The organism is Rossellomorea sp. LjRoot5, assembly GCF_964253455.1.
Lineage (GTDB): Bacteria > Bacillota > Bacilli > Bacillales > Bacillaceae_B > Rossellomorea.
Map to the genome: position 1 here is coordinate 1,014,395 of NZ_CAXUQN020000001.1, position 24,921 is coordinate 1,039,315.

The window sequence follows — 24,921 nt, forward strand, 5'->3', positions numbered from 1 at the left end:
TCCAGAACCGGAACGTGGCAGCATAATAAAAAAGTGGATGCCTATTTATAGGAATCCACTTTTTTTCATTTGAATTTATACATTGACCAATAACCGATATCTTTGAATCCGATGCGCTTATAAATTTTTCCTGCTTCAGGATTATCATAAAATAGGCATAGTTCTTTTCCTTCGCTCAAAACGTCCCGGCAAAGCTTTGTCATGCACTCGGTGGCGTAGCCCTTCTTCTTATATTCCGGATGGGTGCATACGGCGACGATCATGGCGGACATGCTGTTCTCCGCTGTGGTGGAAGCGGAAGAAACGAACTTTCCGTCCTCTTCTACATAGTAACTGCGGGCAACCCCCTTTTCTATCCCATGCTTTCTCTTCTCTACGGTAAAGTCTCCACCGCTGAATTCCGGGATAGCGTTCAACAGCTCCACAAGTTGCGGTAAATCGGTGAAAGAAGCCTCTTTCACATGCGGCAGGTCCCGGTCTTCCATGGAGGAGGTACTGTCACATTTGGCATAATACATATGTCTTTTCGAATTGATTTCCCTGGATAAGAAGGGTTCAACTTCAGTGACAATCCGTTTTAATCCTGAAACGATGCTGTAGTTTTCTGTCTCATTGATAATGGCGGCGAAGCCTTCAGCGTCAAATTCCCTCATGGAAAAAGGGATGAAGTTTTCCCTGTATTTGAGAAGGATTCCCCTAAGGTTTCCTTCATTATCAAAATCTCCCCAAATTTTCTGGAAATCCTGTTTATATCCAAAGGCTTCGATGTCCCCAATGATAAACAAGTTCTCAGCAGGCTGCTGCTGAATGAGTTGCTGACATATCTCATGGTCTTTCTCTGTAAGCTGTCTGATCATCTCAATTCCCCCCTGTGAAATTTAATCATAATCATACCAAAATTAGTAATATTTAGTAAAGTGCTATTTTTCAGAGAAATCGTAAAAAAGAATAGGGAAATGGTAATGGTTTTAAAATTCATCTTTTAGGGAAACTTAAGAGCACAACAGTTTTTCTATAACAGTTTTAAGGAGGAGCACATATGCTTTGGACCATCATCGGAATCTTATTAGTTCTTTGGTTACTAGGGTTGATCTTTAAAATCGGTGGAGCCGTCATCCATGTTCTACTGATCATTGCCGTTGTGGTATTCTTATTTAACAGAATCACCGGCCGCAAAAAAGGGCTATAACGATAACAAAGGTCCGTCCCTCAGATTTGAGGGACGGACCTTTGTATGTTAAGTGATTTATTTTACGGCCGGGCCGCCTTTTTCCTCGATGTCAGAAGGGACGTTCGAGAATTTCTTGAAATTCTCGTTGAATTTGTGAGCCAGTTCTTTTGCCTTCACTTCATAGGCCGCTTCATTGGACCATGTCTTCTTCGGTTGAAGCACTTCGTCTGGAACACCAGGAACGTGAACCGGGATGTTCAGGCCGAAGATCTCGTCTGTTGCGGTTTCGACATTCGTAAGCTCATCCTCAAGGGCTGCCTGGATCATGGCGCGGGTGTAGGAAAGCTTCATGCGATTCCCAACTCCGTATTCTCCTCCGGTCCAACCGGTGTTCACAAGGAATACCTGCGCATTGTGCTCATCGATCTTCTTACCAAGCATCTCTGCATAACGAGTGGCAGGAAGCGGAAGGAACGGTGAACCGAAGCATGTCGAGAATGTTGCCTGTGGTGACGTGATTCCACGCTCCGTACCTGCAAGCTTTGAAGTATAACCGCTTAGGAAATGATACATTGCCTGTTCTTTCGTCAGCTTGCTGATTGGAGGTAATACGCCGAATGCATCAGCTGTTAAGAATACAATTGTATTTGGGTGCCCTGCGATACTTGGTTCCACGATGTTTTCCATCGCTTGAATGGGGTAGGCAGCACGCGTGTTTTCTGTTAAAGTGTTATCATCATAATCCGCGATGCGGGACATTTCATCAAGAACGACATTTTCAAGGACGGAACCGAAACGGATCGCATCAAAGATCTGAGGTTCTTTTTCACGTGTCAGACCGATGCACTTAGCGTAGCAGCCGCCTTCGATATTGAATACGCCGTTCGGGGACCAGCCGTGCTCATCATCACCGATCAAGCGGCGGTTGGGATCTGCGGATAAAGTCGTTTTCCCTGTACCGGACAATCCGAAGAATAACGCTACATCGCCTTCACGACCGACGTTCGAAGAGCAGTGCATGGAAAGGATATCGGATTCAGGAAGTACATAGTTCATGACAGAGAAGATTGATTTCTTCATTTCACCGGCATATTCCGTACCGCCGATCAATACGATTCTCTTTTCAAATGAAACGATGATGAACGTTTCAGAGTGAGTTCCGTCGACTTCAGGGTCAGCTTTGAAGTTCGGAGCTGAAATCACGGTGAATTCGGATTGATGCTCTTTCAACTCTTCTGTTTGAGGGCGGATAAATAATTGGTGGGCGAACAGATTGTGCCAGGCGAATTCATTGATCACTTGAATCGGCAGTCTATGTTTTGGGTCTGCGCCTGCGAACCCTTTAAATGAGAAAACTTCCTCTTTTTCTTTTAAGTATGTGATGACTTTTGTATATAATTTATCGAATGATTCCGAAGAGATCGGCTGATTGACAGAACCCCACTCGATTTTATCCTTCGTAGTTGGTTCTTCCACAATAAATTTATCTTTAGGAGAGCGTCCTGTGTATTTACCAGTTTCTGCTCTGACTGCACCTGATGATGTTAAAACGCCTTCATTTCGTTGAAGGACCTTTTCGACTAGTTGAGAAACAGATAATTGTTCCTGAATGTTTTGACCGTTAAGTAATTCTGTTAATTCATTAGACATGCTCACTGAATTCATTAGAACCCTTCCTTTATATAAATTTATTTAATGGTATCGTTTTCTTCACAAAAATAGTATAACACAATCGAGCTATTAGTCTATACTATTTATTTAATTTTATAAGGTGTCTTCATTTTGTCACATTTCTTGACCGAATAAAGCTTGTTTCTTCTTATTTATATGTAATACCTCCTGCAATGTTTAGCCTCATTACCCCATTAGGTTATTTTAATGAAGAAAAACAGGCTGAAATCATGAAATGAATGGTTAAACCTGTCATCCAAAAAAAGTTGACACCACTTGTCCTAACCGTTATCATTGTTCCTTGAACGGATACTCTTATCCTGAGCTGGTGGAGGGAGCAGACCCTATGAAACCCAGCAACCTGCTAAATAGTGAATGGATTCATTTCCTTAATGAATCCGATTAAGCGAAGGTGCTAAACTGAGGCAAGGTCTCTAAACCTTGAACGATAAGAGAGAAAAGGCGCGGCTATGATCTGAAACCTTTCCTCTGAAGCTTTTTTCCCCGAGGAAGGGTTTTTTCTGTTTATAGTGGACCATATGCACATAAATCATGATTTATTTATAAATGAATCATGTTTACTTCATACTACTTAGGGAAATGAGTACCGTATCTGTTTACTGTTTTGTCAGAAGAATCGTTCTGACAAATATGCTTAAGGAGGAACCTTGATGTCAACTAAACGTCGTCTGTTTACATCTGAGTCCGTAACCGAAGGACATCCAGATAAAATTTGTGACCAAATCTCTGATTCAATTCTTGATGCAATTCTTACTAATGATCCGAATGCCCGTGTAGCGTGTGAAACGTCTGTCACAACGGGTCTTGTTCTGGTTGCCGGTGAAATCACTACGAATACGTATGTCGATATTCCGAAAATCGTTCGTGAAACGATCCGTGAAATCGGCTATACCCGTGCGAAATACGGCTTCGATGCTGAAACATGTGCCGTTCTTACATCCATTGATGAGCAGTCGGCTGATATCGCTCAAGGTGTCGATCAGGCCCTTGAAGCCCGTGAAGGTCAAATGACGGATGAAGAAATTGATGCCATCGGTGCAGGTGATCAAGGGCTGATGTTTGGATTCGCATGTAACGAAACGAAAGAGCTTATGCCTCTTCCGATTTCCCTTGCACACAAAATCTCCCGTCGATTAACGGAAGTTCGTAAAGAAGAGATCCTTCCTTACCTTCGTCCTGACGGAAAAACGCAAGTAACCGTTGAATACGATGAAAACGATAAGCCGGTCCGCATCGACACGATCGTTATCTCGACTCAGCATCACCCGGAAGTGGCGTTAGAGCAGATCCAACGTAACTTGAAAGAATACGTCATCGACCCGGTTGTACCGAAAGAACTGATCGATGAACAGACTAAATACTTCATCAACCCGACTGGCCGTTTCGTAATCGGCGGACCTCAAGGTGATGCGGGACTTACTGGACGTAAGATCATCGTTGACACTTACGGCGGATACGCTCGTCACGGTGGCGGTGCATTCTCTGGTAAGGATGCAACAAAAGTGGACCGTTCAGCAGCTTATGCAGCGCGCTATGTTGCGAAGAACATCGTGGCAGCAGGCCTTGCTGACAAATGTGAAGTTCAATTAGCGTATGCTATCGGTGTTGCGAAGCCCGTATCCATCTCCGTTGATACATTTGGAACAGGGAAGGTTTCAGAAGATGTATTGATTGACGTTGTCAGCAATAACTTTGACCTGCGTCCTGCAGGAATCATTAAAATGCTGGACCTTCGTCGTCCGATTTACAAGCAGACAGCTGCTTACGGACACTTCGGCCGTAACGACATCGATCTTCCTTGGGAACGCACGAACAAAGCAGAAGCGTTAAAAACGGAAGCACTGGGCAAATAAGGGAAGATAGAAGAGACCAACACTTTTTCAGAGTGTTGGTCTCTTTTTTGATGATATTCACAAGAAAATCTTCCATGAGTATTCTCAAGGAGGATGGGGTATCCCAAGTATAGGAAGTTAAAACGGTTTGATGCTCTTATAATACTGTCCTTTTTCAGCGTATTCCCTTGAGATGCGCTTCATTTCACTGATATCGTGCTCATTGAGCTCCCTCACGACCTTTGCGGGTCGTCCGAATGCCAGGGTATTAGGAGGTATGACCTTCCCCTGTGGAACAAGGCTTCCGGCTCCGATGAACGCCCCTTCGCCGATTTCGGCATTATCGAGGATGATGGAGCCCATGCCGATCAATGCCTTTTTCCTGATCTTGCAGCTATGTAAGATCACCCCGTGTCCGACAGTTACTTCATCTTCAAGGATAAGAGGGTTATTTGGACTCTGATGAAGGATGGAGTTATCCTGTATATTTACTTTATCACCGATCTTAGTGGGAGCGACATCCCCTCTGATGACGGTATTGAACCAAATACTTGATTCTTCACCGATCTCGACATCTCCTGAGATGGTCACATAATCAGCGATGAAAGCCGAATGTGCGATGATGGGTTTTTTATCGTAATATGGATAGAGCATTTTTTACTACCCCTTTCAATAATATTTATTATAATAATGGTAGCAGAATTCATTCATGGAGAGAACTACAAAGGAGGATTTGCCATGTGGAAATGGGAATCAGATCAAGAGGCAAAGGCAGTCATCGTCATCATTCATGGGGCGATGGAACATCACGGAAGATATGGTTGGCTCATTGAAATGTGGCGTGCTGCAGGCTTTCACGTCGTCATGGGTGACTTACCCGGTCAGGGAATGACGTCAAGAAGCCATAGGGGACATATCGATTCCTTTGATGAATACATCGTGGAAGTGAAGGACTGGGTCCAGGCAGCCTATCAATTCGAATTGCCTGTCTTTGTGATCGGTCATAGTATGGGCGGGCTTATCGCCATACGACTCCTGCAGGAATCCCATGTGAACGTAGCGGGTGTCATTTTATCCTCGCCGTGTTTAGGATTGGTTACGACCCCGGCTAAACCGGTCGAGCTATTATCCCTCGGTTTAAATAAAATCGCTCCGATGGTGAAGTTCCCGTCAGGTTTGACCATCGATATGGCGACTCGGAACGCAGATGTCCGGGAAATCGACAGCAATGATACGCTCTATATAACGAAAGTGTCTGTCCGCTGGTACAGGGAGCTCGTACAGGCGATGAAAGCAGCATTCACCAACCTGGAAAAAATGCCTGATGTCCCCTTGCTTGTAATGCAGGCGGGGGATGATAAAATCGTCGAAAAAAAAGCCGTGAAAAAATGGTTCAATGAGCTGTCATTATCTGAAATGCATTACAAAGAATGGCCAAAGTGCTATCATGAAATTTATAATGAACCTGAAAGAGAAGAAATTTATGAGTATTCAAAGATCTTCATTGAAAGTCGCTTGAAAGCGCTGGGATACATTTTGTAAAAGAGGTGATGAAATGTCGATACCAAGTGATCCCTTTTCATTAATGACACGAGTATATCGCACCGTTTTTCCTATCGTGCATGAGGAATTGGACGGCTGGAAAAAAAGGGCGGAAAAGATACCCAATCAGGAACTGAGGAACCAGGCACTTGCGAGCATCCACCATAAAACGTTCCATTGCGAGGGAGGATCGATTCTTTCCCTTCTGGCATTGGATCATAAAGCAGATACGATCCGATTCATCGTCGCCTATCAGACGATCAGCGATTATCTGGATAATCTGTGCGATCGCAGTGTGTCCCTTGATCCCGATGACTTCGCCCTCCTTCATCAGTCCATGAAGGATTCCCTGACGGTGGGGGCGGAACCCGTCAATTATTATGCATTAAGACGGGATCAGGATGATGGAGGATATCTCAGAGATTTGGTCCTGACCTGCCAATCCGTTCTACGTCAATTAAGTCACTACGACAGTATCAAGGAAGATCTCCTGGAACTGTGTGAGTACTATTGTGATCTGCAAATACATAAACACGTGAAGAAAGAAGAGAGAGAGGGAAGGCTTCAGGATTGGTTTGAAACCCATCGCCCGAACCTGCCTGAAATGGACTGGTATGAGTTTTCCGCATGTTCGGGTTCGACTCTTGGAATCTTCTGCTTAGTCTCTTATGCCAATCGAAGTGACTTTAAGCCTTCGTATACAGAGAAAATCAAGCGGGGGTATTTCCCGTACATTCAAGGATTGCATATCCTTCTCGATTATTTCATCGATCAGGATGAGGACCGGGAAGGGGGAGATTTGAACTTCTGTTTCTACTATGAAAATGATGAGCATTTAAAAGAGCGACTCATCCATTTTCTGCAGAAGGCCGATGAACATACCCATGAGCTCCCCCATGCCCATTTTCACCGGTTGATCAATAAAGGACTCATCGGGGTCTATTTGTCCGACGACAAAGCCAGTAAACAGGCGAGCGTCCAATCATTCTCCAAGCAATTCATCGGAGAAGCCGGCTGGATCACCAGATTCTTCTACCTGAACGGGAAAATTTACCGCAAATGGAGAAACCGCAAAAAAACATCTTAATAGACGCTCGAGGGACGGACCTCCGAAATACTTCGGAGGTCCGTCCCTTTTTTTGTCTATTTTCCCCAACCAAAGTTGGACACAGTTATCCAATGTAAGACTAAATATACCATATTTATACAAAATATTTTTGTTGATTTTCCTGGTTTAGTGACTATAGTCCTATTATTCTGTCGAGCTTATATAGATCTTTTTAACTATATTGTATTTATTTCGTAATACTAAATAACCAAATTTATTCTGAATATATTTACTTTTCAGAATAGTGGAGTATATTGTAGTTAGTGTAAATATTTAGTACATAACTAAGGGGGAATCGTGTTTGAAATCACGTAAAGTATTATCCATGGCCATGGCCGCAGCACTGAGTGTAGGGGCATTTGCTGTACCTGCATCAGCTGCAACCGTGGGGCCTGAGAATGTGTTAGCGAAGCCAACGGTGAAATATGATCATAAGCATGGAGGGGCTTTCGATTTAGGAATTGCAAATGATGAACGCCTGATCGAGATGCTGAAGAAAGAAGGAAAGATCAAGAAGAATGCGACAGCTGCAGAAGCACAGAAGGGACTTCAAAAATTCCTGAAAGCGAAAGCAGATTCCGCTGAAAATCATCCAGGGGAACTTCAGGATGAGGTAGCGGAAACGAAGACCAAGCTGAAAAAAGAAATGAAGAAAAACGGTTTGACTCATGGTAAAGGAAATAAGCTTGGACATGCGAAGAAAAATAAACCTGACTCGGTTGAAGAAGAAGCATATGATGGTGAGAAACGAACAGATGAAGTGTTAGTCCTTCTCGTTGATTATCCGGACAAGCCACATAACACCATGACCGAAGATGAAACGGATATGTATTATGAAGGTGAAGATGCTTATTCAAGAGAACACTATCAGGATATGCTTTTTGGTACAGGTGGCTGGACAGGGCCTGACGGTAAGGCCTATGTATCCATGAAACAATACTATGAACAGCAGTCTGGCGGAAGTTATTCAGTAGATGGTGAGGTTGCTGGCTGGTACACAGCGGACAAGCCTGCCGCTGAGTATGGTGGAAATGATCCCCAGCCGGATGGCAGCGACGTAAACGCACGCGGCTTGATTAAAGAAGCACTTGCTAAAGCTGCTGCAGACCCTGAAGTGAACCTTGCTGATTATGATAAGTGGGATCGTTACGATCTTGATGGTGACGGAAATTATCTTGAACCGGACGGGCTTGTCGATCACTTAATGGTCATTCACTCAGGTGTTGGTGAAGAAGCGGGTGGTGGATCTTTAGGATCTGACGCTATCTGGTCCCACCGTTGGAATCTTGGCGGGATCTTCCCGATTGCCGGATCTCCTACTCCTGAAGTTGATTACTGGGGAGAAGGGACAATGTACGCGTATGATTACACAATCGAACCGGAAGACGGTGCAGTCGGAGTCATGGCCCACGAATATGGACATGATTTAGGATTGCCTGACGAGTATGATACACAATACTCTGGTGCCGGTGAAGCAATCAGCTACTGGTCCATCATGGCAAGCGGAAGCTGGGCGGGGGACATCCCTGGAGCACAGCCGACTGGATTCAGTCCTTACGCGAAGGAAATGCTGCAAGCTTCAGCTGTAGTGGATAGTGAAGGTACAGAAGGAAATTGGCAGACTGGTACAGAAGTAGCCCTTGAAGATCTAGATAGTAAAGGGATGGAAGTCCTTCTGGACGAAGCTGCTACAAAAGGTACGAACAATGATGTCGTGAAGGTGACTCTTCCTAAAAAAGAAGTGCAGGGAATCAAACCTGCCTTTGGTGAAAAGTACTACTACAGTACAAAAGGGGATGACCTCAATACGACGTTAGTATCTCCTGAATTCGACTTAACCAATGCTACAACCGCTACATTCGATTTCAAAACATTGTATGAAGTGGAGTTTGAGTACGACTATCTATACGTAACCGCTAAAACAGCCAGCGGCAAGGAAGTTGAATTGGATGTCATCGGTGACGATGATACGAATGGGGATGCAAGTGCTGAAACGACAAATGGTGAATGGGTGGATAAGTCGTATGACCTCAGCCAATTTGCAGGTGATAAAGTGACGCTTGAATTCAACTATGTGACGGACGGCGGCTTGGCCCTTGACGGGTTTGCTATGGATAATGCAACACTGACAGTGGATGGAAATGTCGTGTTTGAAGACGGTGCTGAAGGTGAGGCTCAATTCACAACAGATGGTTTTGAAGTATCAAATGGAATTTCGCTTAAAGATCATTACTACCTGCTTGAATGGCGCAGCCACAACGGTGTCGATGAAGGTCTTGCCAACATCCGCCGTGGTGCAAGCCTGATGGAATATAACGAAGGATTAGTTGTATGGTATGTGGATAATTCATTCTCTGATAACTGGACTGGTAAACATCCAGGGGATGGTTACCTTGGAGTTGTCGATGCAGATCAAAAGGCCAACTACTGGAGCGACGGTTCAGTTGGATCTACTCGCTACCAGATCCACGATGCTGCATTCAGTCTGAATAAATCAGAGAAGATGTTCCTTGATTACACTGATTTACTCGGCCTTACAATGAAAGACAACCACACTGCCCGTAATCCATTATTTGATGATAGCAAGGATTACAGCAATAAAGCTCTTGTAGACGCTGGACGTAATGTACCGAACTACGGATTGAATTTCCGTGTAACAGGAGAAAGTGCTGACGGTACAGTCGGTAAAGTGTTACTTTACAAAAAATAAGGAAGCAAAAAGGGTGATGGCCATTCCGGCCGTCACCCTTTAAGCATGTTAGTGGACATTTTTTTCCTCAGAATTGATAATAATACACACATCAATCAAAGGAGATGTCCATTTTGAAGCTAAGTGTACTAGATCAGTCACCGATTGCAGAAGGAATGAGCCCACAAGAGGCTTTAAATCATACAGTGAAATTAGCACAGCATACAGAGAAACTGGGGTTTGAACGGTTCTGGGTATCAGAACACCATGATTCCGCGAGCCTTGCCGGTTCATCACCGGAAGTGCTCATTGCCCATCTTGCACAGAATACGTCACGGATCCGCGTCGGATCCGGGGGAGTCATGCTTCCCCATTACTCTTCATACAAAGTAGCGGAGAATTTCCGTTTGCTTGAAGGCTTGAATCCGGATCGGATCGATTTAGGCCTGGGGAGGGCTCCCGGTGGAATGCCGATGGCCACGATGGCCCTTCATGACGGGAAGCCTAGAGATGTAAATCGTTACCCGGAACAAATCGATGATCTTCTCGGTTATCTTACGGATTCCCTACCTGATACCCATCCATACCAGGGACTCACGGCAGCACCGATGATCAAGACCATGCCGGAAGTCTGGATGCTTGGGTCAAGTCCATCCAGTGCCATGCTTGCCGCGCAAAAAGGACTTCCTTATACATTTGCCCAGTTCATCAATGGGGAAGGCGGTCCTCAATATACGCAAGCCTACCGGAATAACTTTGTCCCATCAGAGTACCTAAACGAACCGAAGAACATCGTAGCCGTTTTTGCCATCTGTGCCGAAACGGATGAAGAAGCTGAAAGGGTCGCGTCAAGCATCGATCTATCCATCCTGATGATAGAACAGGGCATGCGATCGAACGGAACCCCGAGCCCTGAGAAAGCGGCAGCGTATCAGTACACCCCATTCGAAGCCATGAGAGTGCGGGAAAACCGTAAGCGCATGGTGGTCGGAGGTCCGAAGAAAGTAAAAGAAAAGCTACTCGCACTCAGCGAGCAGTATCAAACCGATGAAATCATGCTTGTCAGCATCACCTACGATTTCAAAGATAAACTTAAATCATTCGAGCTGATCGCCAACGAATTATTATAAAAAGATAGGGACGGACCTCCGCGGAGGTCCGTCCCTACTTTCATCTTTTCTCAAGCGCCACGATAAATGGCGGGTTATTAAGCTGGTTTATGAACTGGTATCTCAGGACATGCACGTAGTTTTGGTCCAATCGCTCTACGTAGCGGAGGATATAGTCCCGTTCAACGGCGCCTTCAGGATGTCCATGATAAATGACAAGGACGAGGATCCCTTCAGGAGCCATCATTTCGAGAATTTGATTTAACGCGAGTATCGTCGTCTTAGGACGGGTGACGATATCCTTGTCACCGCCGGGCAAATACCCAAGATTGAAGACGGCCCCCGTCACTTTCCCGTAATGCAATGGCGGGATGACGTTCATGACGGTCTCATGTCCCTGATGGAACAGGGTCACCCGGTCAGCGAGATCGTGGGTGATCAGTTGTTCCCTCGTATTATGGATGGCTTCTTCCTGGATATCAAAACCGTATACCCGGCCATTTTCCCCAACCAGGCGAGCGAGGAACAGGGTGTCATGCCCATTCCCAAGCGTCGCGTCTATCGTGATATCTCCGGGTTCCACCGCCCGTTCCAGAAGCTCTCTCGCGAAAGGTAGTATTCGATCTAATTTCATGCTTTCACATCCATTTTATAATATTTTCCCTGCCAGCTGTCCCGGCGTTTCAATTCATCATCAATGGCGTTCAGTACGCTCCATTTATTCACGCTCCACATCGGTCCGATCATCAAGTCGATAGGTCCGTCCCCTGTGATTCGATGAACGATCATTTCAGGAGGGATGACTTCTAATTGGTCACAAACGAGTTTCACGTATTGATCAAAGTCCATGAACTCCACGAGACCTTTTTCATATTGCTTGACCATGGGGGTTCCCTTCAGTAAGTGCAGAAGATGGATCTTGATTCCCTGAACGTCAAGCTTTGCCACTTCACGTGCCGTTTCCATCATCATTTCCTCATTTTCCTGTGGAAGTCCGTTAATAATATGGGAACATACACGGATCCCGTGCTTGCGCAATTTATGGACACCTTCGACATAACACTGAAAATCATGGGCCCGGTTGATTAAGCCCGCCGTTTTCTCATGGACGGTTTGCAGCCCGAGCTCAACCCATAGATACGTTCTCTCATTCAATTCAGCCAAATATTCGACGACGTCGTCAGGAAGGCAATCAGGTCGCGTGGCGATGGAAATGCCTACGACTCCATCCTGCTTCAGAACGGATTCATATTTTTCCTTCAGGACGTCAACGGGTGCATGGGTATTCGTGAACGCCTGGAAATAAGCCATGTACTTTCCGTCTTTCCACTTTTTATGCATTCTTCCTTTGATGTCATTGAATTGTTTCTCTAAGGAGTCGACCCTGCTTCCGGCAAAATCCCCGGATCCGGATGCACTGCAAAAGGTACAGCCGCCGTGTGCAACCGTGCCATCCCTGTTTGGGCAATCAAACCCGCCGTCGAGGGCAACTTTAAACACCTTATGTCCGAAATGGTTTCGGAGGTGATAATTCCATGTGTGATATCGTTTTGAATCTGTTGCATATGGAAATGGGTTTGTCCCGATGACAAACACCTCCTAAATTTCAAGTGATATAGCGGTATGTATGACGCTAAAAAGATTTTATCATGAACACGGGGACAAATGTATCCTGCGCATGGAAATAGGCGGAGATTACCACTTTTGAAACGGGCAAACAAGTTCAAACTAAGATGGAGGAGAGTAAGGATAGGACCTTCCTCTCCTTGATTCCAACCATCAAGGAGGTAGTCGAAATGGCAACAAGGAATTCGATGGATGAATGCATTCAGAAGTGCGAAGATGCCATTCGTTACGCTCAACAACAATATAAAGCAGGGACACAGCAGGAGCATTATCATGATGTGGAGTATACACAGGCCATGCAGCAGCTTGAAGAGGCGGTCAACGACGTGGCTCACATGGCGAACAGTGCAAACTCCCAACAGCGTGAACAACTGCATCGCATGAGACTTCAACTTCAAGCGATGCAAAATGAAATGATTTTGTTGGATCATGATCCGAATGTAGTGGGAGGTAAATTACATTGAGTACACGCTCCGATCAAAACAACCCTGAACAAAAGACCCGTAGTGATTTCCGGAAATTGGATACGGAATTCGGTGCTGAAAACAATCCTGTCAAAGAAGCTAAAAAACGCTACGAAAAACAGGGTCAGCCCGTTAAATCCAATCATCATAACGGGAAATAAACGTCCCCGGCCAGGTGCTCAAAAGGAGTGCCTGGTTTTTTTGTGATTTCAAAAAAATAATTCTTGCCCCCTTTCCTGAAAAGGAGTAAAATCCTTTTGGGACTCGAAATAAAAGGGTGGAAAGGGGGCAGAATGATGCCCAAATCATTATGGTTACTTGTCATTGGAATGATGGTGAATGTGACAGGTGCCTCTTTTTTATGGCCGCTTAATACGATTTACCTTCATGAAAATTTAGGGAAGTCACTGTCTGTAGCGGGAATTGTGCTGATGATGAATGCAGGCGCGAGTGTGATCGGGAATCTGATCGGAGGGACTTTATTCGATCGTTTTGGCGGTTATCGTTCCATCCTGTTAGGAATTTCAATCACATTATCCGCCCTGATCGGCATGAATATTTGGCACGGCTTTTCATACTATATCGTCTTCCTGACCGTTGTCGGATTCGGGTCAGGTATCGTATTTCCTTCCATGTACGCCATGGCAGGTTCGGTGTGGCCGGAAGGGGGACGGAAAGCATTCAATTCCGTCTATGTCGCCCAAAACATTGGAGTGGCCGTAGGGGCCGCATTGGGCGGGTTCGTCGCCTCATTCTCCTTTAACTATATATTTATGGCCAATCTGATTATGTATATCGTCTTTTTCTTCATCGCCTTCTTCGGATATCGGAGCATTTCGGTTGAGGGTCATCATACGTCGGTGTTGAATGAATCGAAGGTGATAAGGGATAAATCGAAGCTGAAGGCACTGCTCTTCATATGTGCAGCCTATCTTTTATGCTGGATGGGGTACGTGCAATGGCAGTCCACCATCGCCACGTATACGCAGGAAATCAATATATCCCTGAAACAATACAGCTTACTATGGACGATCAATGGAGCATTGATTGTTCTTGCTCAGCCGCTTTTATCCAAAGCAATCAAGCGCTTTGAAAACAATTTAAAGCTGCAAATCATGATCGGGACCATCATTTTCATGATTTCATTCGGTGTAGCTTCGATTGCCGATCAATTTCAGTGGTTTGCCATTGCCATGATTATCTTGACGATCGGTGAAATGCTCATCTGGCCGGCGGTCCCGACAATAGCGAACTCACTTGCTCCAAAGGGCAGGGAAGGATTTTATCAGGGGATCGTTAACAGTACGGCAACCGGTGGAAGAATGATCGGTCCGTTTATCGGAGGGGTGCTGGTTGATGTATTCAGCATGCAGGTGCTCTTCATGACACTGATCGCGTTTTTCATCGTATCATTATTGATTACCAGTCAATATGACCGTCCATTGAAAAAGAAAAGCGCCGTGACAGTATCCGTTCAACAATGAAGAAACCCCCAATGAGTAAATCATTGGGGGTTTTCTCCATATAAAAAGGGCTCCCATTTCCTATGGAAGCCCACTTGCAAAAAAATTGAGGCGGATAATCAGCAAACGCCACATCGTTTGTTGTCACAAGGACGTGATCACCGACTTACACAATTCAGCTCATCGCTATAATAGAATAGCATAGGACTTGAAAGAAAACAAGACTATTTTATAAATATAATCTTTATCCGAAGATTATATTGTGCATTTATAAGTAATGATAGCCGTTTCTAAGAAGCATTACTATAGAGAAATAGGAATGAATACAGTGCAGAATGGTTTCTAACTCATTTTTTGAGCCAATATTTTATCAGAGGACCCTTATCGCCAAATACTGGGTCTGATGTTGGAAGGGGAACATTTTTGATTTCAATTAACACACTGGGGCGTTCACGTAATGAGCCCTTTTTTAAATTATAACTGTCTCCGTCCGGATAGGCACCGGCGACTTTAAAGTCGGGACTTGCTGACAATTTCTTATGACCGGTCCCGGCTGGCAGGACCATCACATCACCTTGATGGACCGTCACTTCCTTGCCCATTTCCCCGCCTAATTGAACGCTTGCCTCACCCTGCATGACACCCAATACTTCGTGGGCATTGCTGTGATAATGGTGATAATCGTAAATGCCGTTTGTCCAGCTGTTCAGCCAGTGATTCTGGTTGAAAATCTCTTCGGCTTCATTTGCCTGATTGAGTGCGTTCCGGTAAATGAGTACGGGCAGGTCCGGGTTATTTGGGATGATTCCATCGTCTTCGAAATAAAATATATTCAGTTCTGCGATTCTCATCCTTTCATTCCTCCATTCATTGTTAAGAAGATTCCCTAATACGACAGGCATTAAACCGAATCTCGACTGGTAATTGAAGTTATTGACAAATCTGAATTGTTTTCAAAAAGCCCATGATAGGATGTGCTACTATAGAGGTATATGTTCTCTTGCAAAACAGAGGAGGCGATGGGAAATGAGCAGTTTATTAAAAAAGGTGTCCGTCGACATGATCGAAATCATTCTTGAGAACGCTTTCGAGTGGCTGGTCGTCGTCGATGACGAAGGAATCATCATCTATATAAACGATAATTACTGTCGCTTTCTTGAGGTTGAACGGGAGAAAGCGATAGGAGCACATGTGACCAATGTGATTGAAAACACGAGAATGCACATTGTAGCTGAAAGCGGGAAAGAAGAGGTGGCCGACCTTCAATATATCAAAGGAAATTACATGATTGCCAACCGAATCCCTATTCAAGTGGACGGGAAGGTGATCGGGGCATTCGGAACCGTCATTTTCCGTGATACGAGTGAATGGATGCAAATGAGTTCACATGTGAAAAACATGATGTCAAAAATCCAAAGTTACATACAGGATATCAATACTGGGGTGAAATACTCGCTGAATGATATCATCGGGGAATCACCCGGTATGAATGAATTGAAGGACAAAGCACAAATGATCGCCCCGAGTGATATTTCCATCCTGATCAGAGGGGAAAGCGGAACGGGTAAAGAGCTGTTCGCCCACAGCATTCACCAGCTGAGTGAAAGAAGTGGACAGCCTTTCATTAAAGTGAACTGTGCAGCGATCCCTGAACAGCTCTTGGAGTCGGAGCTCTTTGGTTACGAAGAAGGAGCATTTACCGGGGCCAAAAAGGGCGGAAAGAAAGGTAAATTCCAGCTTGCCCATAAGGGGACATTGTTCCTTGATGAAATCGGTGACATGCCTCTTAATATGCAGGCGAAGCTTCTCAGGGTATTACAGGAAGGGGAAGTCGAGGCAGTCGGTTCAACCCGGATTCAGAATGTGGACGTGAGGATCATTGCCGCCACGAACCGTCCGCTGGAAAAAATGATGGAAGAAAAGAGATTCCGGAGTGATCTGTATTACCGGATCAATGTCATCCCGTTTCAGATCCCTCCACTGCGAGAGAGGAGAGAGGATATTGAAACCCTCTCATCCTTTTTCTTGGAAAAATCCACAAAATCCTCTGGAAAACGCATCAAGGATTTTGACCAAGAGGTGATGCAGATTTTTCTCTCATACAGCTGGCCGGGTAATCTGCGTGAATTGGAAAATGTCATTCATGCTTCAACCTATCTGTCGAATGGAAGCAAAATTTCCCTTCAGTCATTACCGACATATATGAAGTCGGGTAATGTATATGGAGTGGGATCGAAAACGCTGAAAGAAATCCTGGAAGAAACGGAAAAGTCCGTCTTGACTCAAAGTCTCCAAGCCCAACCCGATAAGCGAAAGGTTGCAGAGTCGCTCGGAATCAGTAAATCCACCCTGTATGAAAAATTAAATAAATATGGGCTTTTATAAACTCATTAGATAGTCCGGAAATGCGGAAAATAGTCCGCTTTTCCGGACTATCTTTTTTTAAAGAGAATGGTGAACATTTCGTGACTGAAGGATGAATTTGTCCAGAATTTCGGACTCACAAAAATTCCGCTGTGTTTTAATAGTAATCTGAAAGTTGGCACAATTATTGCATGTTTCTCAGTGAATATATTTTTGGGAAAGGGGAGCGTACACAGCAAGATAAAAATGTAAGCGTCATCATATTTAGAGAACAAAGGGGGAAATACCATGTTAAGCATGATCGGTTTGATTGGAGGACTCATTTTATTAATCTTTTTAACGATGAGGGGCATGAATATCCTGATCGTTGGGCCCATCTCGGCATTATTTGTCGCAGTGCTGAGCGGCATGCCGCTTTTTCCGCAACTGGCAGGGAAAGGTGAAGCGGATCTCGTCACGAACTATATGTCAGGTTTCACAAGCTTTGTCGCTGCCTGGTATTTGATGTTCTTACTGGGAGCCGTCTTCGGAAAAGTGATGGAGGATAGCGGTGCTGCAGACAGCGTATCCCGTTTCGTAGTAGAAAAATTGGGGATGAAATACGCTGTGTTCGCCATCGTGCTTGCCTGTGCGGTCTTAACGTACGGGGGAGTCAGCCTGTTCGTTGTAGCATTCTCGGTTTATCCTATGGCTGTCAGTCTATTTAAACAAGCGGATCTGCCACGCCGTTTCATTCCGGCGGCATTGGCGTTCGGGTCGGTCACATTCACGATGACCTCAGCCGGTTCACCGGAGATCCAAAACTGGATCCCCATCGAATACTTAAACACAACGCCTTATGCAGGCTGGGAAGTCAGCTTGATCGTTGCCGTATTCATGGCGGTGTTTGGGTACTGGTGGTTAAAGCGCATGATCACGAAGGCTGTGAGAAAAGGAGAGAAATTCCACGCACGTGAAGAAGATCCGATCATTGATGAAGGCAGACCATTACCAAACCCGTTCATGGGATTGATTCCATTATTGGTCGTCCTCACCCTGGCTTTTTCATTCCACGATTCTTTAAAGCAATCGGCTCTGATCATCGCCTTGCTCGGCGGGGTCATTTCCGCCTATGTATTGAATCGTAAGTATTTCAAAGGCTTCTGGGGAGCTGTTTCCGAGGGGACGGTCGGAGCGTTGATTGCGATCGGGAACACGGCTGCCGTTGTCGGTTTCGGTGGGGTGGCCAAAGCCGTGCCTGCCTTCACTACAGCAGTCGATGTCATGACGAATATTCCCGGTTCACCGTTGATCGGTGGAGCCATCGCCGTCAGTGTCATTGCCGGAATGACAGGTTCGGCTTCGGGTGGTCAGGCGATTGCACTGCCGATTCTTGCACCGCATTACGTCGAGATGGGTGTCAATCCAGAAGCCCTTCACCGGGTAGTGGCAATATCTTCAGGAGCACTGGATTCACTGCCGCACAATGGTTATGTCGTGACGACGATCCGCTCGATCTGTAATGAATCACACGGAGAAGCGTATGGCGCTGTCGGAGCATTGACGGTCATCGTTCCTCTTATCGGATTGGCACTTGCGATTATACTATTCAGCTTGGGAGTGGGGGTTTAAGAAAATGGTAGAAAATAAAGTGGTATTCATAACAGGGGCAGCCCAGGGCATCGGCTACCAAATCGGCAGGGAATTTGCCGTTGCTGGAGCGAAAGTCGTCCTGACGGATTTGAAGGAAGATGCTGCCCGGGAAGCTTCAGAATCCCTTAAAACAGAAGGATATGAGGTTATCGGATTGGGCTGTGACGTAACCTCGGAATCAGAATTAAAAGAAGCCATCGAAAAAACGGTGGATCATTTTGGGAAGCTCGATGTCCTGATCAACAATGCAGGGCTACAGCATGTATCACATATCGAAGAGTTCCCTACTGAAAAGTTCGAACTGCTGTTAAAAGTCATGCTGACGGCCCCATTTGTCGCCATCAAGCATGTTCTTCCCCACATGAAGAAGCATGGTTCGGGGCGGATCATCAATATGGCGTCCATTAACGGATTGGTTGGATTCTCCGGCAAAGCCGCCTATAATTCTGCGAAACACGGAGTCATCGGCTTGACGAAAGTCGCGGCACTGGAAACGGCGGAGCATGGCATCACCGTGAATGCGGTTTGTCCGGGCTACGTGGATACGCCTCTGGTCCGGAACCAACTGGCGGATCTCGCGAAGACGCGCAACGTCCCTTTTGAGAGGGTGATTGAAGAAGTCATCTATCCTTTGGTGCCCCAGAAACGATTACTGGACGTCAAAGAAATTGCAGACTATACGATGTTCCTTTGCAGTGATGCAGCAAAAGGGATCACCGGTCAGGCAGTTGTTTTGGATGGCGGGTATATGGTTCAATAGATTGGTGGAGAGAGACGGTTCTTAAAGGGGCCGTTTCTTTTTTTTTGAGGGGTGTGTCGAAAGTGAATATTGAGCTGGATGAAAATGTAAAACGGCTGGATTTTTCATCTAAACGGCCGGATTATTTTCCGTTTCGGCTGGATTCAAGGTCAAAACGGCTGGATTTTTCTCGATATCGGCCGGATTCTCAGCGGAATCGGCTGGATTCGTCTGGAGACCGGTCCCAACTTGTACTGAAAGGGCCGGACTCCTCTCCCGTGACCGGTCCCTTTCCAACGAAAAACCCCGATTCTTCTCAAAAACAGTATGATAACAGACGAGTACGGCCAAATTTTCAACCATACTCTGGAACAAATGACAAAATTCTTATCCACAAACCAACAATAGGCTTGCGCTTCTGTATATTTTTCACTAAAATAGTGAATACATATAGTGTTTACTTATATCGAAACGTTGATCAGGAGTAGTAGTGACGGTTTTCTGTCGTAGAGAGTTGACGGGTGGTGAAAGTCAACCAGAAGCATCATGAACTCGCCTGCTGAGTTGCAAGTGTGAAGTAACAGTAAGACTTGCCGTTTTCCGCGTTAAGGATGAATGAAGCTGAGTGCGCGTACACTAATGTGGGTGGTACCGCGGGAGAATGTACATACAGACTCTCGTCCCAAATATTTATTTGGGATGAGGGTTTTTTTGTTTTTTAAAAGAAAGGCATATGACAATCAAAGGAGGATCTCAATATGAGTTTTAATCATAAGAGTGTTGAGACGAAATGGCAGCAGTATTGGGAAGAGAATAAAACGTTCAAGGCAACCGAAGACGAAAGGAAATCCAATTTCTATGCACTGGATATGTTCCCGTATCCATCAGGTGCCGGCCTTCACGTCGGACATCCGGAAGGGTTCACGGCGACAGACATCCTTTCCCGCATGAAGCGTATGCAGGGGTACAATGTCCTTCATCCGATGGGCTGGGATGCATTCGGTTTACCGGCTGAACAATATGCCCTTGATACAGGGAATGATCCGGCAGAATTCACTCAAAAAAATATCGATACGTTCCGCCGACAAATTAAATCACTTGGTTTCTCTTATGACTGGGACCGTGAAGTCAATACGACTGATCCCGGTTACTACAAGTGGACGCAATGGATCTTCACGAAGCTTTATGAAAAAGGCCTCGCTTATGTGGATGAGGTTGCCGTGAACTGGTGTCCGGCACTTGGGACGGTCCTTGCCAATGAAGAAGTCATCGACGGGAAGAGCGAACGCGGTGGTCATCCCGTAGAACGCCGTCCGATGAAGCAGTGGATGTTGAAAATCACAGCTTATGCAGACCGCCTGGTGGAAGACCTTGAAGAGGTTGACTGGCCGGAAAGCATTAAAGACATGCAGCGTAACTGGATCGGACGCTCTGAAGGGGCAGAAGTGAATTTTGTCATTGACGGTCATGACAAATCATTCGATGTATTCACGACCCGTCCGGATACAATCTTTGGTGCGACCTATGCGGTACTTGCTCCTGAACATCCATTTGTAGCAGAAATCACCACAGACGAACAGCGCTCGAAAGTGGATGTGTACATCGATAAGATCAAGTCGAAAAGTGATCTTGAGCGTACAGATCTTGCAAAAGAAAAAACGGGTGTATTCACAGGTGCTTATGCCATCAACCCGGCTAATGGTGAGAAAATGCCGATCTGGATCGCCGATTACGTTCTGATGAGCTACGGTTCAGGCGCGATTATGGCTGTTCCTGCCCATGACGAACGGGACTATGAGTTTGCGAAAGAATTCGATCTTCCAATCGTGGAAGTGGTGGCTGGTGGAAACGTTGAAAAAGAAGCGTACACAGGTGACGGAGATCATGTGAATTCCGGTTTTCTTGACGGATTTGGTAAGGAAGAAGCGATTGCGAAAGCCATTTCCTGGTTGGAAGAGAAGAATATCGGAACGAAGAAAATTACGTATCGCCTTCGCGACTGGCTATTCAGCCGCCAGCGTTACTGGGGCGAGCCGATTCCAGTCATTCACTGGGAAGACGGCACGACAACGACGGTCCCTGAGAGTGAGCTTCCGCTTGTTCTTCCGAAAACGACGGAAATCAAACCGTCCGGTACAGGGGAATCCCCGCTTGCAAATATCAGTGAATGGGTGAACGTCGAAGATCCTGAAACGGGTAAAAAAGGCCGCCGTGAAACGAACACGATGCCGCAGTGGGCGGGAAGCTGCTGGTACTACATCCGTTATATCGATCCACATAACGAAGAGGCACTCGCCGATGCAAAGAAAATGCAGGAGTGGCTGCCGGTCGATACGTATATCGGAGGAGCCGAGCATGCTGTCCTTCATCTGCTGTACGCCCGTTTCTGGCATAAATTCCTTTATGATATCGGAGTAGTTCCAACGAAAGAGCCGTTCCAAAAGCTTTTCAACCAAGGAATGATCCTTGGGGAAAACAATGAAAAAATGAGTAAATCAAAAGGGAATGTCGTGAATCCGGATGAGGTGGTGGAATCTCACGGTGCAGACACCCTTCGCCTATATGAAATGTTCATGGGTCCACTGGAAGCGTCCATTGCCTGGAGCACGAACGGACTTGACGGAGCGCGCCGCTTCCTTGACCGCGTATGGCGCCTGCTTGTCGAGGAGGACGGTACCATTTCTTCTAAAGTGAAGGATGCACCGAACAGCGACCTTGATAAAACGTATAACCAAACCGTCAAGAAAGTGACAGAGGACTACGATGGCCTTCGTTTCAATACAGGGATTTCACAGCTGATGGTATTCATCAATGATGCCTATAAAGCGGATACCCTTCCGAAGGAATACGTGGAAGGATTCATCAAGCTTCTATCACCGATCGCTCCGCACATGACTGAAGAACTTTGGAGCAAGCTTGGTCATGAAGGAACGATTTCCTACGAAGCATGGCCGACCTTCGATGAATCGAAGCTTGTGGACAACGAAGTTGAAATCGTCCTGCAAGTGAACGGAAAAGTGAAAGCCAAAGTCATGATCCCACGCGACATGACAAAAGACGAACTAGAAAAAACAGCCATGGAAAACGATGAAATCAAAACACAGATCGATGGCAAAACCATCCGCAAAGTCATCGCAGTACCAGGCAAACTAGTCAACATTGTAGCCAACTGATAATGGTGAGGGACGGACCTCGAAATGGGTATGATTTTAAGCGTAAATCGCTTTAAATCAGCATTTCGATGAGGTCCGTCCCTCTTTTGGATCTGATGTTTTTGTTCTGGGGACGTGCTTTGGTATAATCTTGGTGAATGATTAAATGAATCTTGAAAGGAAGTTGAAAATGGATAGTATTAAGACGGTTACAACGGATGAGCTGGAGAAGAAGTTGAAGAATGGTGAAGATCTGCTACTAGTAGATGTTCGTGAGGATGAAGAAGTGGAAGAAGGTATGATTCCGGGAGCGAAACATATCAAGATGGGGGAAATCCCTGAGTCACTTGATCAATTCGATAAGGATAAGGAGTATATCTTCATCTGCCGCTCCGGAAACCGCAGTGGAAATGTTGCCCATTATATGCAGGAACAAGGATATAAAGTGGTGAACATGGAAGGCGGCATGATGAATTGGGCTGGGGAAACTGCAGCGAAGAAATAGTGGTATCCTGAGTGGAGGAACACATCCTTTTATAAGAGGGGTGTGCTCTTTTCGTATGTTCACACTCTCCGCTCCGTCCAAAAAATCCCCATCTCAATTGTTTGAAAATAAACTATTCTGACAATACTAATACCAAAACAATCCGGGAGGGGACTCCATGATCCAGGTGAAAGTCTTCGATTATGAGCATGAAAAAGATTTAGAGAAGGATATGAACCATTTCCTCAGTAAAATGGATGATAAAAAGATTGTGGATATTAAATATCATGTGGCTGCGATGTCGGAGGAAGTGGAGGACCAGATCTATTGCTTCTCTGCCATGGTGGTGTACAGAAAATAAAAAGGTTGATCACTCAGAATTTGAGGATCAACCTTTCTTTTTGACATTAAACCTTTGCGGCATTCAACCCGGCAAGTCGGCCGGTCACTAAGGCAGAGGTGATGTTGTATCCACCTGTGTATCCATGGATATCAAGCACTTCCCCGCAGAAGAAGAGGCCGTCCATCTTTTTCGATGCCATCGTTTTCGGTTCGATTTCTTTGATGGAAACTCCTCCGCCGGTTACGAAGGCTTTATCAATGGATAATGTGCCATTCACATTGAAGGTGAATTGTTTTAAGAGCTTTGCAAAATGACGGATCTTTTCTGCGGAGATGTGATCCCCTTTTTCATCATGATCGATTTCTACGCGATCCAGTAAAAATAGAAGGTAGCGTTCAGGAACCAGGCCTTTAAAAATATTTTTCGCTGCTTTCTTCCCATCGTCCTTCACCTGTTTATGCAGGGACTGGAATAACTGCTCTTCATTTTGATCGGGCATGGAGTCGATTTGCATGGTCACGTGTGTCAGGTTCCATTTCTTCATTGCCTTTACGACGTATTGGCTGCAGCGGAGAACAGCCGGGCCGGAAATGCCGAGGTGAGTAAAGATCATGTCCATCTTATGGGTGACGATCTTTTTCCCTTTCGGATTCAGCACGCTTAAATCGACGCTGCGCAAAGAAAGACCCTGAAGCTCTTTCTTTTTTACAAATGGCTCGTCCGACGTAAGGGGAACCTCTGTCGGAAACAGATCCGTGATGGTATGCCCCGCTTTTGTCGCCCATGGATACCCGTCACCTGTTGATCCGGTGTGAGGGACGGACTTTCCGCCGACCGCGATCACGACAGCATTGGCAGCAATCGTTTCCCCGTCTTTCAAGAGGATGCCCACCGTTTTGCCGTTTTCGTACAGAACCTCTTCGACACTGGTACTTGTCCGGGTGTCGACTTTCAATTCCTTCATGCGCCCGAGTAATGCTTCGACTACATCCATGGCCCTGTTCGATACAGGGAACATCCGTCCGTGATCTTCTTCTTTCAACCGGATCCCCAAGTTTTCAAAGAAAGAAATAATATCTTCATTATTAAATTCTGAAAATGCGCTGTATAGAAAACGCCCGTTCCCGGGGATGTGCTTGATGATTTCCTCAACAGGGAGCCGGTTGGTCACGTTGCAGCGGCCGCCTCCGGAAATGGCAAGCTTTCTGCCAAGCTTTGTTCCTTTATCTACAAGGAGGACTTTCGCGCCATTTTCCCCGGCTGCGATACTGGCCATCAAGCCCGATGGTCCTCCACCTATGATGATGACATCGTATTTTTTTACCATTTTTCCCACCAACTTTTAATATTCGCTTCAGAAAAGAAGTTTCACCTTATTTTAAATGGGATGTGTTTTAAATACAACATTCGAAAAAAATTGTCATTCGATTCGTACAGTAGTAAACTACTGATAGTGTGTAAATTTCTTAGTTCGAATTTATTTTGTTTGTGTAACGGGCAACAAGATATAT

At 45.6% G+C, this 24,921-nt stretch carries 23 protein-coding genes, 1 riboswitch and 1 other annotated feature; of the genes, 15 read left to right on the forward strand and 8 right to left on the reverse strand.

Features of this window, described 5'->3' with window-relative positions; all coding sequences use genetic code 11:
- Window positions 1-65 precede the first annotated feature (65 nt).
- Window positions 66-857 carry a GNAT family N-acetyltransferase gene (locus tag ACSQ2E_RS05185; protein WP_435989568.1) on the reverse strand — a complete coding sequence of 264 codons (792 nt, stop codon included), beginning with the start codon at window positions 855-857 and terminating at the stop codon, window positions 66-68.
- Between the two features lie 182 nt (window positions 858-1,039).
- Here ACSQ2E_RS05185 and ACSQ2E_RS05190 point away from each other — a divergent pair, with 182 nt between their 5' ends.
- A complete protein-coding gene (locus tag ACSQ2E_RS05190; RefSeq protein ID WP_106298475.1) occupies window positions 1,040-1,189 on the forward strand; it encodes a lmo0937 family membrane protein in 150 nt (49 codons plus the stop codon).
- Between the two features lie 57 nt (window positions 1,190-1,246).
- On the opposite strand, the gene pckA is transcribed toward ACSQ2E_RS05190, so the two are convergent.
- Window positions 1,247-2,836 carry a phosphoenolpyruvate carboxykinase (ATP) gene (gene pckA, locus ACSQ2E_RS05195; RefSeq protein ID WP_435989569.1) on the reverse strand — a complete coding sequence of 530 codons (1,590 nt, stop codon included), beginning with the start codon at window positions 2,834-2,836 and terminating at the stop codon, window positions 1,247-1,249.
- A gap of 318 nt (window positions 2,837-3,154) precedes the next feature.
- Window positions 3,155-3,297, forward strand: a riboswitch (SAM riboswitch).
- 216 nt (window positions 3,298-3,513) lie between these two features.
- On the opposite strand from pckA, the gene metK reads away from it, so the two are divergent.
- Window positions 3,514-4,716, forward strand: a complete 1,203-nt coding sequence (gene metK, locus ACSQ2E_RS05200; RefSeq protein WP_435989570.1) for a methionine adenosyltransferase — start codon at window positions 3,514-3,516, stop codon at window positions 4,714-4,716.
- A gap of 117 nt (window positions 4,717-4,833) precedes the next feature.
- On the opposite strand, the gene ACSQ2E_RS05205 is transcribed toward metK, so the two are convergent.
- Window positions 4,834-5,349: a gamma carbonic anhydrase gene (locus ACSQ2E_RS05205; RefSeq protein ID WP_435989571.1), complete on the reverse strand. Its 516-nt coding sequence runs from the start codon at window positions 5,347-5,349 to the stop codon at window positions 4,834-4,836.
- Between the two features lie 84 nt (window positions 5,350-5,433).
- Between ACSQ2E_RS05205 and ACSQ2E_RS05210 the strand changes: the two genes are divergently transcribed.
- The 4 genes from ACSQ2E_RS05210 (at window position 5,434) to ACSQ2E_RS05225 (ending at window position 11,164) form a co-directional block, all read left to right on the forward strand.
- Complete coding sequence (locus tag ACSQ2E_RS05210; protein ID WP_435989572.1) at window positions 5,434-6,237, forward strand: lysophospholipase; 804 nt, start codon at window positions 5,434-5,436, stop codon at window positions 6,235-6,237.
- Between the two features lie 13 nt (window positions 6,238-6,250).
- A complete protein-coding gene (locus tag ACSQ2E_RS05215; protein ID WP_435989573.1) occupies window positions 6,251-7,324 on the forward strand; it encodes a tetraprenyl-beta-curcumene synthase family protein in 1,074 nt (357 codons plus the stop codon).
- A 322-nt stretch (window positions 7,325-7,646) separates the two neighbouring features.
- Window positions 7,647-10,055 (forward strand): immune inhibitor A domain-containing protein, encoded by a 2,409-nt coding sequence (locus tag ACSQ2E_RS05220; RefSeq protein WP_435989574.1) that lies wholly within the window; start codon window positions 7,647-7,649, stop codon window positions 10,053-10,055.
- Window positions 10,056-10,159: 104 nt separating this feature from the next.
- Window positions 10,160-11,164: an LLM class flavin-dependent oxidoreductase gene (locus tag ACSQ2E_RS05225; RefSeq protein ID WP_435989575.1), complete on the forward strand. Its 1,005-nt coding sequence runs from the start codon at window positions 10,160-10,162 to the stop codon at window positions 11,162-11,164.
- Window positions 11,165-11,204: 40 nt separating this feature from the next.
- On the opposite strand, the gene ACSQ2E_RS05230 is transcribed toward ACSQ2E_RS05225, so the two are convergent.
- Window positions 11,205-11,777, reverse strand: a complete 573-nt coding sequence (locus tag ACSQ2E_RS05230; protein ID WP_435989576.1) for a class I SAM-dependent methyltransferase — start codon at window positions 11,775-11,777, stop codon at window positions 11,205-11,207.
- Complete coding sequence (locus tag ACSQ2E_RS05235) at window positions 11,774-12,739, reverse strand: TIGR01212 family radical SAM protein (RefSeq protein WP_435989577.1); 966 nt, start codon at window positions 12,737-12,739, stop codon at window positions 11,774-11,776. Before ACSQ2E_RS05235 ends, ACSQ2E_RS05230 begins: the two co-directional genes overlap by 4 nt.
- A gap of 200 nt (window positions 12,740-12,939) precedes the next feature.
- Here ACSQ2E_RS05235 and ACSQ2E_RS05240 point away from each other — a divergent pair, with 200 nt between their 5' ends.
- The 3 genes from ACSQ2E_RS05240 (at window position 12,940) to ACSQ2E_RS05250 (ending at window position 14,717) form a co-directional block, all read left to right on the forward strand.
- On the forward strand, window positions 12,940-13,233 hold the full coding sequence (locus ACSQ2E_RS05240; RefSeq protein ID WP_435989578.1) for a YtzC family protein: 294 nt from the start codon (window positions 12,940-12,942) through the stop codon (window positions 13,231-13,233).
- Window positions 13,230-13,394, forward strand: coding sequence for a hypothetical protein (locus ACSQ2E_RS05245; RefSeq protein ID WP_060672924.1), 165 nt, complete (start codon window positions 13,230-13,232; stop codon window positions 13,392-13,394). The genes ACSQ2E_RS05240 and ACSQ2E_RS05245 overlap by 4 nt, the downstream gene beginning before the upstream one ends.
- 135 nt (window positions 13,395-13,529) lie before the next feature.
- A complete protein-coding gene (locus ACSQ2E_RS05250) occupies window positions 13,530-14,717 on the forward strand; it encodes an MDR family MFS transporter (protein ID WP_435989579.1) in 1,188 nt (395 codons plus the stop codon).
- A gap of 326 nt (window positions 14,718-15,043) precedes the next feature.
- Here the strand turns inward: ACSQ2E_RS05250 and ACSQ2E_RS05255 are convergent, their stop codons facing one another.
- Window positions 15,044-15,547, reverse strand: a complete 504-nt coding sequence (locus tag ACSQ2E_RS05255; protein WP_435989580.1) for a cupin domain-containing protein — start codon at window positions 15,545-15,547, stop codon at window positions 15,044-15,046.
- 175 nt (window positions 15,548-15,722) lie between these two features.
- Between ACSQ2E_RS05255 and ACSQ2E_RS05260 the strand changes: the two genes are divergently transcribed.
- The 3 genes from ACSQ2E_RS05260 to ACSQ2E_RS05270 all read left to right on the forward strand — a co-directional run bounded on the left by ACSQ2E_RS05260 (window position 15,723) and on the right by ACSQ2E_RS05270 (window position 19,452).
- On the forward strand, window positions 15,723-17,081 hold the full coding sequence (locus tag ACSQ2E_RS05260; RefSeq protein WP_435989581.1) for a sigma-54 interaction domain-containing protein: 1,359 nt from the start codon (window positions 15,723-15,725) through the stop codon (window positions 17,079-17,081).
- 267 nt (window positions 17,082-17,348) lie between these two features.
- Entirely contained in the window at window positions 17,349-18,671 is a 1,323-nt protein-coding gene (locus ACSQ2E_RS05265; RefSeq protein ID WP_435989582.1) for a GntP family permease, read from the forward strand.
- 4 nt (window positions 18,672-18,675) lie between these two features.
- On the forward strand, window positions 18,676-19,452 hold the full coding sequence (locus ACSQ2E_RS05270) for a 3-hydroxybutyrate dehydrogenase (protein ID WP_435989583.1): 777 nt from the start codon (window positions 18,676-18,678) through the stop codon (window positions 19,450-19,452).
- Between the two features lie 108 nt (window positions 19,453-19,560).
- On the opposite strand, the gene ACSQ2E_RS05275 is transcribed toward ACSQ2E_RS05270, so the two are convergent.
- Complete coding sequence (locus ACSQ2E_RS05275) at window positions 19,561-19,728, reverse strand: hypothetical protein (RefSeq protein ID WP_435989584.1); 168 nt, start codon at window positions 19,726-19,728, stop codon at window positions 19,561-19,563.
- A 168-nt stretch (window positions 19,729-19,896) separates the two neighbouring features.
- Window positions 19,897-20,119: a binding site (T-box leader), on the forward strand.
- 70 nt (window positions 20,120-20,189) lie between these two features.
- Here ACSQ2E_RS05275 and leuS point away from each other — a divergent pair.
- The 3 genes from leuS (at window position 20,190) to ACSQ2E_RS05290 (ending at window position 23,428) form a co-directional block, all read left to right on the forward strand.
- On the forward strand, window positions 20,190-22,604 hold the full coding sequence (gene leuS, locus ACSQ2E_RS05280) for a leucine--tRNA ligase (protein ID WP_435989585.1): 2,415 nt from the start codon (window positions 20,190-20,192) through the stop codon (window positions 22,602-22,604).
- Window positions 22,605-22,773: 169 nt separating this feature from the next.
- Window positions 22,774-23,088 carry a rhodanese-like domain-containing protein gene (locus ACSQ2E_RS05285; RefSeq protein WP_435989586.1) on the forward strand — a complete coding sequence of 105 codons (315 nt, stop codon included), beginning with the start codon at window positions 22,774-22,776 and terminating at the stop codon, window positions 23,086-23,088.
- A gap of 157 nt (window positions 23,089-23,245) precedes the next feature.
- Window positions 23,246-23,428: a sporulation protein Cse60 gene (locus ACSQ2E_RS05290; protein ID WP_034765594.1), complete on the forward strand. Its 183-nt coding sequence runs from the start codon at window positions 23,246-23,248 to the stop codon at window positions 23,426-23,428.
- A 46-nt stretch (window positions 23,429-23,474) separates the two neighbouring features.
- Here the strand turns inward: ACSQ2E_RS05290 and ACSQ2E_RS05295 are convergent, their stop codons facing one another.
- The gene (locus ACSQ2E_RS05295; RefSeq protein WP_435989587.1) at window positions 23,475-24,737 is read right to left on the reverse strand and encodes an NAD(P)/FAD-dependent oxidoreductase; all 1,263 of its coding nucleotides are present in this window, start codon (window positions 24,735-24,737) and stop codon (window positions 23,475-23,477) included.
- Window positions 24,738-24,921 lie beyond the last annotated feature (184 nt).